Genomic DNA, 14,645 nt, shown 5'->3' with positions numbered 1-14,645 from the left:
TGGCGCCATGCTGAGCTATTTCCCGCAAATTTACCGAGATGAATTGCTCTACAGCGTACTGGCGCGCTATCACCGTCACACCGGCTCAACGAGCCCTACACAGACCCTCGAAGACTTATTCGGCAATCGGCATGTTCATGCCAGCCTGGATCTGCCCGGCCATCTCGCTCGGCTGGTACGGCGCATTCCCCCTGAGCGGGGCCTGAGCAGCCAGCGGATGGTCTACGAGTTGACGCTCTACCCGTATTTCCTGGCATTTAGCGATGAAATCAGAAGGCACGATGCGCTGCTGGCGATGACCAAGAATGGAGCTGCTGGATTGCATATGCGGTTGGGTTTGGCCGCAACGCTAGTTCCGGCTATTTCCCAGTTACGGTACTGCCCTGCATGTGTAAACGAGATGGATGCGACGCTTGGTGAATTGTATTGGCGTCGATCGCACCAGTTGCCGGGTGTTTTGGTCTGCATTGATCATGGTGAGCCGCTCCGTCTGAGTCAGGTGCGGCTTGGTCGTGAGAGCCCACATGCCTTTATCGCTGCCTTGCGGGACAACTGCCAGCATGGCGAGACACCGAGTATTGAGCGGTCGTCTTCGACATGGCAGCGCATCGAAGATCTTGCCCAACGAAGCACATCATTGCTGAATCAGATGCCCCCGCCGAGAGCACCAGAGGAATGGCGTTCTGACTATCACGATGCCCTAGTTGACCGAGGATTTTTACGCGGGAATGCAAAGATGGCACTGGCCCGGCTGAATGAGCAGTTTCTGCAATTCCACCGGCTCGAATGGCTCCGTCATCTGTTGGGAAATAAAGTACATGCGGGCTTTGATCTGTGGTCAGCTGTATTCAGCCGTAAGCGCGGAGGGAGCCCACACCCTCTATATCATCTGCTTCTGCAGCAGTTTCTAGATTGTTGCCCGCAAATCGAGGGGCCGTTCGGGCGTGGTCCATGGCCCTGCTTGAATCCTTTGGAGCCGCACCAGGGACAATTGCTGATTCACTCGGTGTCGACCCATCGCAATCGCAAGTGGACGATCGGAGTGTTCCGCTGTGATTGTGGTTATCAGTATTGCCGGCATGTAAACGAGGACGGATTGGTCAGTGACCGGCATCGGCCTTTGGCATACGGTCGCATTTTCGAGATCGGTCTTCGTGAGGCGATACGAAGCGGGGAGAGCTTACGAAGCACAGCTCGGTTGCTGCATGTGGATGCCAACACCGTTCGCCGACAGTGCGTGCAGTTGGGTCTTTCTCCTCGGTGGCTGCTGTTAGGTTCTCCGAAGGAATGCCGCAATCAACATGCACGCATATCGGCCCCAACAAAACGGGCCCGCCAGCGCACGAATCATCCTGACAGTGTTAGCGATCAGCTCGATGTGGTGTGGCGAGAAAAAGTCTTGGCCGCCGCGGCGGTAATTCGAGCGATCGATCCTCCCCAGCGCGTGAGCAAGACACGGCTAGAGCGGCAAATCGATCGCCCTGGTTGTTTACAGAAGAAATTTGCCTATTTGCCGCTCACAGCCACAGCTATCCAAGAGGTTCTTGAAAGTGTTGAGACTTTTCGTCTGCGCCGTGTGAAATGGGCGGTTGCTCAACTTCAGGCGCAAGGGATTACTCCCATGCCCTGGCGTGTGCAGAGGAAGGCTGGGTTACGGCATCTCTCTCCGCAAGAAATTGAACTCAATTTCCCTGATCTTGGCGCTTTTGCGAAACGATCATGACGGGATTGGTGATCGGTGCATTCGAGCACGAACTGGAGATATTAGAGGTCTATTGGCTGGCCGGCTTTTATCATCAAACCGATCTTGGTTGGCAGATCCGGGTGGTGATGCGCGGCATGCTGTCCGGAAAATTTTGGGTCCGATCATTGCCTATTGGGATGTACCCAATGCTGACACTAGGTGCACATTTTGAAGATGGCCAACTGTTGCAGTTTCACTCCCGAGGCGTAACGGGAACTGCCACGATCCCCAATGTAGCCGAGGGTGAGGAGGTTGGCTCTGACCGGCTTCCTGCTGGGTTGTATTCGTTTGGAGCTCATCGTGGCGGTGTGCAACATTTGTTGAAGTATGCAACTGAGCAAGGGGTCATCTTCATCCCTACCGCAGAACTGGTGCGTTTTCTGTTTGCGTGCAACAAGACGATGGCCAACGCGCTGATGGTACCTGGCAGTTTGATGACGTTGCATCAACAACAGGCATTCGAGTTTGGAAAGCCTCTACATCTGAGTTTCAGCGGTGATATGCCCTTGCGGCTGCTGAGTCAGAGCTTCGTGCAGGAATTCGCTTGGTTGGCCTATGACAAGTCCGCCCGCACTAGTTGGGAGAGCGTGTATGCGGAAACGGTTGGTAAATCCTATGTCAGCTTTGTTCCCCCTGATATCCCTAATTCGACATGGACATTCAGGGGGATTGAGCACAATGGCACATGGCTGGTTCTTGAATTGCAACATCTGTCCGGCCGATCTGTACCTTGCGGAAAGCTTTCGTTCTCTCATCCTTCCCTTGTCTATCGACCAAAATTGGTCGAATCCGAAAAAGGCAGTGGACAGTCGGGCCCACGCTCAGAAAATGGTTCTTCCCACTATCGAACCGAGGTGGAGGATACCGGTTCACGTACAGACAGAGGCCAGGCAGGAGTACCTATTCCTTCGCGACGAGCAGATTTTATCAACCCGGTGGCTGCTACGAGGATTTGGAGGACCGAGAAGCCGACCACCAAGCCGGGCAGGAAATCCGGAGGGCGCGCGTCGCAGGGTCGGTTACGGCGCGTCACCACCGTCAGCGTTGCCCAGCAGATACCCATATCCCATGTCTTGCCGATTGAATTCGAGTTCCTGGAGGCTGTGGGTTGGGAGGAACTGGGCCGGCTGGGGCCAATGGCATGCGTTATAAGGCTCATGGCGGCATTGCGCCCGAATATTGAGCTGGCGATGACACTCTGCAAGCTCCCGCCAGGGCGAGCGTTCTCAACTGCGGAACGACGCTCACGTGTAAGCCTGGTCGCCATTTTTTCATCTGCCAACCGACCGGAGCTAGTGGTAATTGATATCGACCGTACCGGTGATCGTGCCATTTCAACCTTGGCCCTCAGAGAAAACCAGCCCTTGAACCGAGCCGCATTGGAGGCGCTGATCAACCAAGTTCTCATGGATGCAGTGTGTAACGGGGGGCATTGGGGCAATGACCTTGAAGAGCGGTTATCTCCATTGGCTACGGTTTATCGGCTACCACGATTACTCAAGCGAAATTTGAGCAGCTATTCAAAGCCTTACTTGGCGCAGGTAGCTAAGCGGCTATTGTACCGTATCGAGAAATCATTAGGCTCATGGTGAGAGGAGTATGTTGAGTAATTGATCTTGAATGTGATCAATTTGTAAAGTGGTGATTAATGCAAAATCTATAAATTTTTGCATTGGGATGATGTGTTAAATAATTTATAAATGTCAGGAAATATCATGGCTAACAATCTGGATCCATTTGAAATAATTCAACAGCGCGGTGAGCAGGAAAAACAAGATGTAGAGAGAAAGCACGAGCAAGCAGAACAAGAAGATGCTAAGCATTTATTGGGGTGCCTTGTTCAGAAAGACCAGTATGTGGGCGAAACACTCCGAATGGATTTCAGAAATATCACAGTTCAAGTACATGACCATCACCGTAAGACGGTAGGGGGAATTCCACACCTTAGCTATCTGGTTGCTTCCAGAATCCAGCATTGGAAAACGCCAATCAACTGGAAAGAGGACGACGCCAGTGTATTGCTGTTGCGGGTGATAGGGGCTGCACCGACCCCAAGCGACATGATGGATACGATTATTCGTGCCGAGGCTGCGCGTCGTGCGACGGGGAACGATAGTGAGCATTGGGAAGCTATTGAAAATATGGATAGCTATACGCGCTATCAGCTTTCCTTTGCGGGATTGCAATGTGAAGTGGTTGGTACTTTTTATTTGGGAAAAGCTTCCGACGATAGTTTGGAGCTGAAATTTGGTTCTGATATCAATAACTTTTATCCTAACAGTGGCTTGAAAGTGTACAAGCCAGTAAAAGAAGCGTTGGAAAGTATTGTTAATTTCAGAGACTCAACATTTACCCCGGATCACCCGCTTAAAGATTTTACAGTGCAGATTGGTCATGTACGCTATGCAAGTACCAATCGCTCTATGCAAGGCGTCGATGAAGTACCCGTACAGATTTCTCCTGTCGATCTACTCGCGCAACGCACTGCACTTTTTGGTATGAGTCGTACCGGTAAATCAAATACAACGAAGATTATTGCGAGATCTATCTATCACTTACGAAACTCGCCATCTGATCCGGTTGCTGTTGGGCAACTTATATTCGACTATAACGGCGAATATGCCAACGAAAATACTCAAGGTGGTGCTGATGTTGAGGCGAATGCCTTGAAAAATGTTTGGCGTGAAAGATACGAAGGAAAGAACGAGGTTGTTACATACGGCTTAAGCAGGCCAAAGAATGATCCTGATCGTCGTCTTCTTCAGATCAATGCTTTTGGTAACAAAGTGCGCGATTGGAGTGACTACAACAAGGTCGTAGAGGATCTAGACATGTTATGTGTTGGCAAAGAGATATTGGGTGATCTCCTTGCCGATGATCCGGCAAAGTACGTGAAAAATTTCTGTGAAGTAGATTTGTCAGTTCCTGATAATATTTCAGATCCAAGTAAGCAAACACGATACAGAAGACTCGTATTGATTTATCGGGCATTGCTAAAGAAAGCAGATCTTGATGCTCCAAATACTATCTCAAAGCCAGATATTTTAGGTTTAGGTGGCAACGGATTGTTTGGTAAGGACCTTCTTCAAAGTATGAGATCTAGCCCGGATGAGTCTCAGCAAGCTTCATATTCAGTGGCTGCTGACATACTTGACCCTGCTAATGTCAGTAAGCTTACTTGGGAAAAGCTAAGTAGTGCCTTGGAAATTTTATCGAATTTTATTTCAAGCAAAGATAGTGGATATTCTGAGTTTAATACTAAGTATGTTCAAAAAAGTAGTACGGGTGAGCCATGGGCAGATCAGAATGTGTCACGTATTTTAGAAATGTTTAGATATGGAAATGGTGCGAAGTCTGTTGCTAGATTGGCGCAGTATCATGATGGTGATAACAGTCGCGATTTTGCTAGGCAGATATATGATGATTTGCTAGAGGGAAAATTGGTTATTGTTGATCAGGCTGGCGGTGAGCCTTCGTTAAATGAAGCTGCTGCAAGAAGAATTATGTGGCAGGTCTTCAAGGGTAATCAACGCTCCTTTATTGCCGGCGAAACACCAAAAGACATTTTGATCTACGTTGAAGAGGCGCATAACCTGCTGCCGCCCAGTAAAGCAGACGATTTGAAGGATGTATGGGTGCGTACGGCCAAGGAGGGTAGTAAGTACAGGATTGGTCTGGTCTATGCGACACAAGAAGTATCGAGTATCCAGAAAAATATCCTCAAAAATACGGCCAACTGGTTTATTTCGCATCTAAATAACACAGATGAAACCAGGGAGTTGAAGAAATTTTATGATTTTGCAAATTTTGAAGATTCTATCTTGCATGCGCAGAACAGAGGCTTCTTGAGGGCAAAGATGCTTAGTAACCCTTATGTAAATCCAGTTCAAATTGAACGGTTTGTTTTGAATATAGTGCAGCCTGCAAATTGAATTTATATAAGTGAGTATAACTATGCCTTTTGTCAATGAATTTGCACAGCATAAAATTTTAGGTCGATTTACTGAAAATCCTGAAATTAAGAAGTTGCTTGAAAACTTCAAGGAACCTGAGTACCCGGAGGACGAGCGAGCCTGTGGCTGCATGATAGAACGCAACCAATGGAAACCAAGATATGTCGTGGCGATTGATGGTAGTCACCAAGAGCTGCAATACGATCAAGGGTTTCCTGGCGCGGAGCTTAGCTTTATCAGCATCGCAACCGTATTAATCAAGGTCGAGAAGCTTATCGAGGCATCGAGCAAAACGACGATTGATCCGGTTGAATTTAATCAGGTGCAGTCTTCGTACCCACTGACCGCCGTGCTGCCAAGCTCTAACATGATCCATGTGGACTTTCCTGATGCGCGCTCTTCATTTCGCTCAAGCTGGTACGAGTTGCTCAAGAACACCCGCCCTGCCGACAAGTCAGAAACACTGCTAGAGACCTATGAAGCGCTGCTGGCTTGGAAACCAACTGAGAGCGAGCTGCAGTGCCCTCTGATGGACTTATGCGAAACCAAGGATTCATTCAAGCCTGATTACAGTAAGGGAAAATGCGCATGCGGTAAGTATGACGTTTATTTGACGGACTCGCTTCGAATTCACGAGCGGTTTACGGATTCTAATAGCAATGGTGAGAGCTTTGGCGAAGTGATGCGCGTTCTAGAACATCTTTTGCTCGTTGGTTTCCTTCGTCATATGGAGCGCTTGTGTCAAGACAGCGGTAACTGGTCCATGTTCGAAGATACGGCCATTGTGATGGATGGAAGCTTAGCAGTTTTTGGCCATCCGGCGTGGTTGAGTCAGGCTATCAAATTAGAGCTAGCACGGCTCAACAAGCTTGTCCGTGATAAAACGGGCAAGGATATGCTTGTATTTGGTATCGAAAAAAGCGGGCGCTTTTTCGATCACTGGTGCCGACTGGATACCAAATCGAAACGTGATTTTGAGCTAGAGCGGAAGCTTGCGGCAGAAGAGCAAATCGATCCCGATGAGTTCAGAGTCTATCAGCCGGGGCGGATTCCCAAGCAATCGGTTATGCTCATTGACGATCAATACATCAAGAAGTACATCGTTCCCAGCGAAAGCGACAAGCCTCATGGGAAAGATACCTATTATGGAAGACCATTTCTTTATAAAACCTCTACAGGCGCAATGATCGTGGGGATTAGCGCTATCCTTTCGCCTGAGCAAGATGATAGAAAGAAGGCAAGCCCAGAACTTTTCCCTCGACTAGCAGATGCTTTAGACCTGCTGGATCTCCTAGTCTCCATGCGATACCCCAATGCGGTGATCCCTCTGATTGCTGCACACTCTGAGGCAGCTATACCGCTCAAAATGGGTGAAAAAGTACTAGATATGCTAGCCAGAGAGCATGTTGGAATAAATAATACTTAAGATTTATTTGAAAGTTTTTAGTAAATTTATCAAACCTTGGGACTCTTCTTTCATCTCATGTGAGTAATTGGCACCTTTAGGCAGAAGCAAGAGATCAACTTCTCCCGGTTTTTTGCTTTTGTCTCCATAAAGGGCAGTTTGTGTTGCCTTTTTAAAACCATCATGAATGAAGAACATTTCTTTATCAGGCCATGCTAAGCAAAGTGCAGCTTTAGTTGCTTCTAGAGTAAATTGTCTTGCATCCGTTCTGACATAAATGACTGCATTTTCTTTGGTAACCTTGCTGCATGCACTGAATGTTTCATTTAGCAGTTCTTTATAAGCAGTCTTATTGACATAACGTTGTTTGGTATCGCCAGATGCAACTGCCGGTCCTTCACCTAAAAGCCAAAGGCGGATCCAATTATCATAGCGATAGTTTGTTACACCGCAGTATGGGGGGGATGTAAAGACCAGATCAGCTTTGAATGAACTGTGAAGAGTGGGGATGGCTTCACGCGCGTCACGAAGGATGATTTGCGGCCGCTCTTGCTCTGGAATCAAGATCCCTTTTTGATAGCGCCAATCAAGTTTCTTCTTGATAAGATCAAGCATATCTATCACTGGCGGCATCATGTTCCGCTCTTTCCACCAGCGAACTGAGTACGCTGGTGCCATCGATTTGGATTGTCTCATCTGATTAGAGAATCCATCGCCAAGTTTGGCGTGAAGATGGATCAGCAACGTACCCATCAGGGTTCGGTCAATCGATGATGATCTCCAATTCAGAAGCCTGCGAGCTGCATTCAAATAGGCTAGTACATCTGGTGCCCAAGCTAGCTCCTGAAATTCATTCTCAGGGATGCGATCATCTGCTTGAATGCTATCGAATATTTCTTTTGCCCTGGCGAGTACATCTGAGGAGTTGGGGTGCGGGTCTGTTTTGACCTTTGCATAAACCCATGCAACAGGGTTGATATCGCACGCCGCGGCTTCTCGTCCTGTTGCCATAGCAACGAATGGGACGGTTCCCCGGCCACAAAATGGATCCAATACTGCACCATTGGGGGGGCAGTATTGCGCAATTACCTTTCGGGCAAACTCAACAGGAAACATTGCATAGTAAGGGCCGAAACCGCTCCAGCGCCCCTCAATCGTGCTGGGTGTCCAGCGTTTTTCCAATTCGGCAATCTGTTGGGGAGCTGTGGAGACAGGATGCGACGAAAGAGTACCGGTAGCGCTCTCATGCAGTTCTCTATTCGTATAGTCCTCAGATACGTTTTGGTCTAAAACATCCAAGGCCCAGCCGGGCAGATCGCGTCGCGATGCTCTAAGCAATTGTTGCTCTTCAGGAGTGAGTTTCTGCATGATATGTCCCATGATGATGGGGGTGAAGCCTTTCTTGCCGAGATACCAAATCGCCGATATCGCCAAGCCGACAGGCGTCCCTCCCTGTGCAATCTTCCGAGGGCTAACTTTCTTTACATGGATGACCTGACCGCAAATGCGGAAGTTTCGCCGCCCTGTGGAGCTCAAGAAGGTATGGGGATAAGTTGAATGATCAGAATGCTCTGCTGCGGCACCTTCAACGTCGGGTATCCCGAGACGGCATAGAGCTTCTTTCCCATTGGATTGGATGGGGAGTCCATGTGCCGTACTCATTGCGATAACGGCTTGATCAATTAAGTGCTTTGTCTCTACTTCAGACGTTCGATTGTGGGGAGTACGAACGTAAACTCCCCGTCCTATCCTAGTGATGTCTCCACATTTGACTAGGCGTGACAAAGCTTGGTCGATCGCATCGCGTCTCCCTAGGTCAAGCAGCTGTGCCGTAACGAAAGGGTGTCCTGCCTGCAAGGACGAGATCCTATCGTTCAGTCTTTTTCGGATAGTCATGTCAGAAATATACATTATTTTTCTGACTAACGGAATTCAAAAGTACAAACGATTTATGACTTTAAGATGTATGATGTTGTAATCAGGTGGGCTGTTGCAGAGAGTTGCATTGCAAGACGGAAACAACCTGCTTTCCCCTCACCATGCACAACAAATGTAAAGGGTAATTGGAGTGATAGAAGTCATCCACCATGCCGTTATCCACCGGCTACACCGTGACGCTGGGCAACCCGCCGTGATACAGGAGGCACCGGCCTGTCTGGATGTCAACGATGCTCCATTGCGGGAGTTGGTCGAGTCGGTTCACGGGGTGTACGGCGGTCGCCAAGGGAAAAGCTATGGCGTGTTCGACCCGGAGCTGACTCTTGTCTCGGCCGAGCCATACTTACAGCAGTTGCGGGATCAGGACGATGCCGATTTCTATGACATCTCCATCGCACTGATGCAAATCCTAAAGGACAAAGTCGAGTCACAGAACTTTGCGACGGGTGGACATGTACTGATGTTCGACTTCAGTGCCCACGGGACACGCTGGTTTGTAGTTGCCATCGTCAATAGTGCACCAGGGACCATGATCGATGCCAACTTCAGGGTCGTTCCGGCACCTCACTTGGATGTCGATGGGATTCGTTTCGCTGGCAGAGTCAACTTCATCGAGTGGGAAAGAGCGAACCAGCGTTACATCAGCTTCTTGCGTGGCAAGAACTCGGAAGTCTCCCAGTACTTCCAGAAGTTCCTGGGGTGCTCGACCTCCCAGCAAGACTTGGTCGATACACGCAACCTAGTGAAGGTCATCAAGAAGTTCGCCGCGGATCAGAATCTGGATGACGCCAGCCGTGAACGCCTGCTTACTGAAGTGAACAACATTGCAGCCGACAAGGCGGAAAGACAGGAGCCATTAGACCTAGGAGAGTTGGCGAACAGGGTATGGCCGCAAGCGCCAGGGGACCTGAACGCAGCATTTGCCCGAGCCGATCCTCCCATCGCTGATGGATTCGTGCCACGGAAGCGAGGTCTCGATGGTTTGGTGCGCTTCAAAGCGAAGACGGCGAAGTGGAAGTTGGAGTTCGAGCGTGAAGCGATCCAGGACCACACCATCCATTTTGATCCAGATGAAGGAACCCTTACTATTCGGAACCTGCCTGCCGATATACTGGCAAGCCTGACGAATGAGTTTTCGGCCAATGCCAACCCGGACGATCCCGCTGACTGAACTGGTGACGCTATTCCGCCAGATGACTGACCGCACATGGCGGGATGGTCGTCTGTGCGGAGAGCTGTGCGTGCCTGATCAGGCTACTGCGGATTTTCTGAGGGAGCTGCTCGATGAGGGCCAAGCGGATCACTATCCATGCGAGGTCGTCGAAGGTGACCCTGATAATGTCAGGGTTGGGGACCTGTTTCGTTTGTGCTTTGGCCGTGTGCGAACGGCCATTGGACTAATCGCACCTGATGTCGACACGCTGCTACGCAATACCCAGGTTGCCTCGGGTACCGAAACTACTCATTGGTATGTTGTGGATCGGGATGAGGCCAGTTGGGAGGCTGACAAGGAAATCCCCCGTCGGCTTCAGGTCGTGCACCAATTTGTTAAAGCCTTGGAAGGTACCGCTTCGATTTTCGATGCGCGTAATGCACGCATCGTGTTCTTGCGTGATGGGCGTCTAGATGTACCAATTCAGTTTGATGGTGAGGTCCTGCTGGCGTGCGACGAGAAGATCGCACAGGAAATGATCACGCAGCTTAAACTCGAAGATGGCCACACGGATCAGCGCCATGAGATTTGTGCAACGGCCATTTGCGAAATGCTCTCCGGTCAGCCCAAGGAAAAGCGGTTTGCGGTGCTGCTACGAGGCCTCGCGGAGTTCCGGCAGCGTTTTGTCGATGGCTACAAGCTATTTGCTGCTTCATTCTCGTTCGAAAAGGTACGGGACCAAGCAGAATCGATCCGGATCGAGTATCTGGGCAAAATTCATAAGACCTTCTCGGATATCCAAGGACAGCTCTTGGGCATCCCGATCTCGACTATCGTCGTCGCCACCCAGTTCAAGGATGTGGAGGCGCTGACCGGTCCGGCAAGGACGGGGCAGATGTGGATCAACGTTGCCGTGATCGCCGGTGCTTTTATCTTTTGCATTTTCCTGACGTTGGCGGCTTTGAACCAGAAACATACGCTGGACGTGCTTGAAGAGGAAATAGATCGGCACAAAAAAGCGTTGGAAGAAGATCACGCAGATATCAAGGCGCGCTTGGATAGCATCTTTGTCAAACTCACCAATCGGGCGACACTACACCGCATTGGATTGTGGATTGTGTTCACCATCTGTTGGGTCGCATTTTTCTTCGGTCTCAGCGTTTTCTGGATGCTGACCCGTGGTGCTTTCTGACAACTACTAGCAACAGGGGTGTGGCCATGTATCAGCCCACGCGCTGATCAGACACCTTACTGGTGGGGGGCGCCACGCATGGTCGATTGACCGCCGGCTCAGCTGAGCTTGGAGGCTGCCGGAGGAGTGAGCGTCTAGCCTGCGGCCCCGAGCTGTTGGCAGCTGCTACGGCCTGTTCGACCTGCACTGCGTCATCTGGTCGGCTAGTGACCGAGGATAGGCTGTAACAACAAGAATCAAGGGAAGTATATGTCAAAGAACGAATTCGATACTGCGTTTGCGCTGGCGTCTGCCCTGGAGCATCAACTGCTCCAGTTAGCCCCGGACGCTCAGGCGTTTACGCATCACCACGAACTGTGGGTATTCGTAAGCCGCCCACAAATTACGTCCCCGGATGGTCTCAAGGCTGCTGCGGACATTCTCGGCGCGCCGCTACCGCCCGATGTGTTCGCGGTTCACTATGTTTTGATTCACTGGGATCCTCGTAGTCATCTCCAAACAAACAAGAGCTCCGACGATCTGGAGCAGGTGTCATTACAACTCGGTAAATCTGCGGTCACGAAGGCTTTCGCGCTCCGCAGGTTGCTTGATCTGCCCGCCACCTTCGAGAAGTCGCAACAAGCCTTGATCGACGAGGCGCTATCGCCTCTCGCGCTTTTGCACGCACAGCCGATCGCCATGCGGTTGATCGACAACGAAGGAGAGAGTTATTCGAACGCCGCTGAGAAGCTTTCCAAACTGATAGACGATTCCGCCACGATGGGCAGCGGACTGGTCTTCATCGAGGCCGAAGCTGGCAGGGGCAAGACTATTCTTCTCGCGTCTCAAGCCCAGAAGATGCGAGAGCAGTGGAACGGCAAGCTCCCGATCTACATTCCGCTCCGCAAGCTTCCTCTCGAATCTGGCGTAGCTTGGGAAAGCATTACCCAACTCATCGGCATCGTCGGGGAGGGCTCGGAACGGCTGATTCGTGCCGTGAAGTCGGGACTCGTCACTCTCTTTCTTGACGGCATCGACGAAGTCTCCGGCCGCTACGACAAGAACCTCATTCGGGATTTGTTGGAGCTGATGACGGGGCGTTTGCGCTCAACCGAGTCGGCGGTGGTTCTTTCGGGTCGCAAGACCGAGGCTCGCCACTTGAGCCCCCAGGAGTGGGCTATTTTCAGCGTCGAACTGCCCAATCTGGAAACGGATGATTTCCGCACCTACGTTGGCTCCGTCGTTGATGGGGTTGTGCGGCAACGCGCTGAGCCGGTGGAGATTCCCGAGGAGTATGTCGACCTCGTCGGCGAGCGTCTGGTAGACGACCAAGTCAAGCGTGAGCGTGATGACATCGTCCAGTGGATCATTGAAGTGCTTCCCGAGCTCGCACAGGAGCCGTCGCTGTTCTTTGTACAGGGCCTGGCCGCCATTGCGATCGGACGCCGAGCAGGCAACCGCGCCCCGTTGCGAAGCCCTGAGGGTAAGCTCGACGTGCCACCCGTCTGGGACGTTTGCCTTATCGCCGCGCTCTACGCTTGCCTGCGCGAGTGCACGAAGATTGACATCGTCGCCAAGGCCAATTACTCGGTAGAAGGACAAATGCTTGTGCTCCAAGGACTGGCAGCTATCGCGTCAGCTCCGAGCCTTGCGAACATTCCAACCCCTTATGAACTGATCCCTGACGCCTTCGGCGTCGACCCCGTTAATGCGCCCGAAGTCAACGTGGCCATCGTCCGACAAAACGCCAAGCACGCGCTGCTGTACGCGACGGAGGCTGCCGGCGCTTACCGGCCCCAGTTCCTGAGCGACTGGATCCGATGCTCGTTGCTGGCACAAATCTTCAAGAGCTGCCCGCCCGTAGGGAAACTAAATCGTGCCGAGGTACTTAAGCTCGCCGCGTCCGCCACCCGTGCGAAGTACACCTTCGAGCTGCTGCTGCCATCAATGCTGGAAGATGAGCTGGTGCACGCCGAATGGCTCGACGCATTGAACGCTGCCGTAGCCGACAAGATTGAGGCCGCGAGCGCCAATCAATGGTCGCTGCGTGCGGCAGTTGGAGACGAGCGCTTGGGCGCCCCTGTGCAAAATCCGTTGCCCTTGGCGGAGATTACCGACGAAGAATTCGTCGGCTTTACGATCGGCGAGGAGTTCAGCGGCAGCGACTTTATGCTCGACGGGTCGCTTTTCGTCAACTCGTCAATAGCCTGTGCCCGTTTGAACGGTGTTTCCATGCGAGGCGTGGTATTCACAAACTGCGAGGTCTCGAAACTCGAACTTATCGACTGCGAAGGGCCGATCACCTTCGAAGCCTGTACGCTTAGCGACGTAGTCATCACCAATATCCAGTCAAAGTTCAAGCCGGCATTACAGTTTCGGAATTGCTCGTTCCTCGGAACTGGCAACGTCATCAGCCAGTTCAAGCCCGCCTTCAGCGAGAACGAGTACGAGGTTGTCGCGACATTCCAGAGCTGCTTTACCGAAGGAGAGATCCAGAATCTCCTGCGCGGTGATTGGGCGGGAAACGACCAGCCTTTGATCGGCATCACCCACAAGGAGAAGGCACCGTTGATCAGCCGAGGTGAGGCCTGTCTTCGGCGCGCCCTTCGCGCCTTCTTCCCCTCGCATATTGGGGCAGGCAGCGCGCTACAGGCGCGCAAGTACATTCGGCTCTCCGCACTGGGCCGTGGCAGTATGCCACCTGGCTCGCCCGGGCAGGAACAACTGCAGCAGATTTTCGAGAGTGTAGGGTTCAGCACTGGCGGACGTTCCGATCACCTGTATGGCCCTTGGTCGGGGGTCGCTGGCGCTAGCTCCGCGGGAATGGCCTTGCGCAACGAGTTGGTCGACTTCCTTCTCGACAGCAGCAACCAGGGAAAAACCGTTCAGCTACTAATCCAGAAGCTTGAGGCGCATTTCTGAGCATCCTGGCTGGGTGCACAAGACTCTTCTTGCCTCCGCTACAGGTGTGGAGAAAGGTGTGCAGGGGGCATCCATCCGTGTTTGGGTGCAAGGAAGACTTGGCTCCCTGAGGCTGCTCTGCTGGTGCGATTTGAGTACAGTGTTTCACGCAGCCTTGTGAACTGCACGTGTGTATAAGAAGAGCCCCAAGTGCATCTCAGCTGAGATGAAACTTTATTGTTCATCATGGGGTGAGACTTGTGTTACAGCTCAATCTTCACGCTGCATCTTTATTTGTCTATGAAAGATTGCATGCCTATTCGCAACAATGCTTTGCGTTATAGGCATGATGAATCTTTATTGTTTGTCTACATCCGCTC

The 14,645-nt window shown here is 51.4% G+C and carries 8 protein-coding genes; 7 read left to right on the top strand and 1 reads right to left on the bottom strand.

Annotation, left to right across the window (positions count from 1 at the left end; all coding sequences use genetic code 11):
- The first annotated feature begins 7 nt into the window (after positions 1 to 7).
- The 4 genes from EV669_RS07725 to EV669_RS07710 all read left to right on the top strand — a co-directional run bounded on the left by EV669_RS07725 (position 8) and on the right by EV669_RS07710 (position 7,123).
- On the top strand, positions 8 to 1,723 hold the full coding sequence (locus tag EV669_RS07725; RefSeq protein WP_132098325.1) for a TnsD family Tn7-like transposition protein: 1,716 nt from the start codon (positions 8 to 10) through the stop codon (positions 1,721 to 1,723).
- Positions 1,720 to 3,336 (top strand): hypothetical protein, encoded by a 1,617-nt coding sequence (locus tag EV669_RS07720; protein WP_132098324.1) that lies wholly within the window; start codon positions 1,720 to 1,722, stop codon positions 3,334 to 3,336. Before EV669_RS07725 ends, EV669_RS07720 begins: the two co-directional genes overlap by 4 nt.
- Positions 3,337 to 3,459: 123 nt before the next feature.
- The gene (locus tag EV669_RS07715; protein ID WP_132098323.1) at positions 3,460 to 5,676 is read left to right on the top strand and encodes a helicase HerA domain-containing protein; all 2,217 of its coding nucleotides are present in this window, start codon (positions 3,460 to 3,462) and stop codon (positions 5,674 to 5,676) included.
- Positions 5,677 to 5,698: 22 nt separating this feature from the next.
- Positions 5,699 to 7,123: a DNA double-strand break repair nuclease NurA gene (locus EV669_RS07710; protein WP_132098322.1), complete on the top strand. Its 1,425-nt coding sequence runs from the start codon at positions 5,699 to 5,701 to the stop codon at positions 7,121 to 7,123.
- Between the two features lie 3 nt (positions 7,124 to 7,126).
- On the opposite strand, the gene EV669_RS07705 is transcribed toward EV669_RS07710, so the two are convergent.
- The gene (locus EV669_RS07705) at positions 7,127 to 8,998 is read right to left on the bottom strand and encodes a DUF6088 family protein (RefSeq protein WP_318271385.1); all 1,872 of its coding nucleotides are present in this window, start codon (positions 8,996 to 8,998) and stop codon (positions 7,127 to 7,129) included.
- Between the two features lie 172 nt (positions 8,999 to 9,170).
- On the opposite strand from EV669_RS07705, the gene EV669_RS07700 reads away from it, so the two are divergent.
- From EV669_RS07700 to EV669_RS07690, 3 genes are all read left to right on the top strand, one after another.
- Positions 9,171 to 10,211: a nucleoid-associated protein gene (locus EV669_RS07700; protein WP_165922726.1), complete on the top strand. Its 1,041-nt coding sequence runs from the start codon at positions 9,171 to 9,173 to the stop codon at positions 10,209 to 10,211.
- The gene (locus tag EV669_RS07695) at positions 10,183 to 11,385 is read left to right on the top strand and encodes a hypothetical protein (RefSeq protein WP_132098319.1); all 1,203 of its coding nucleotides are present in this window, start codon (positions 10,183 to 10,185) and stop codon (positions 11,383 to 11,385) included. Before EV669_RS07700 ends, EV669_RS07695 begins: the two co-directional genes overlap by 29 nt.
- A gap of 249 nt (positions 11,386 to 11,634) precedes the next feature.
- A complete protein-coding gene (locus tag EV669_RS07690) occupies positions 11,635 to 14,286 on the top strand; it encodes an NACHT domain-containing protein (protein ID WP_132098318.1) in 2,652 nt (883 codons plus the stop codon).
- Positions 14,287 to 14,645 lie beyond the last annotated feature (359 nt).

Origin of the sequence: Gulbenkiania mobilis (assembly GCA_004346645.1) — a bacterium.
Classification (GTDB): Bacteria; Pseudomonadota; Gammaproteobacteria; order Burkholderiales; family Chromobacteriaceae; genus Gulbenkiania; species Gulbenkiania mobilis.
This window is presented reverse-complemented; position numbering and strand designations above follow the sequence as displayed.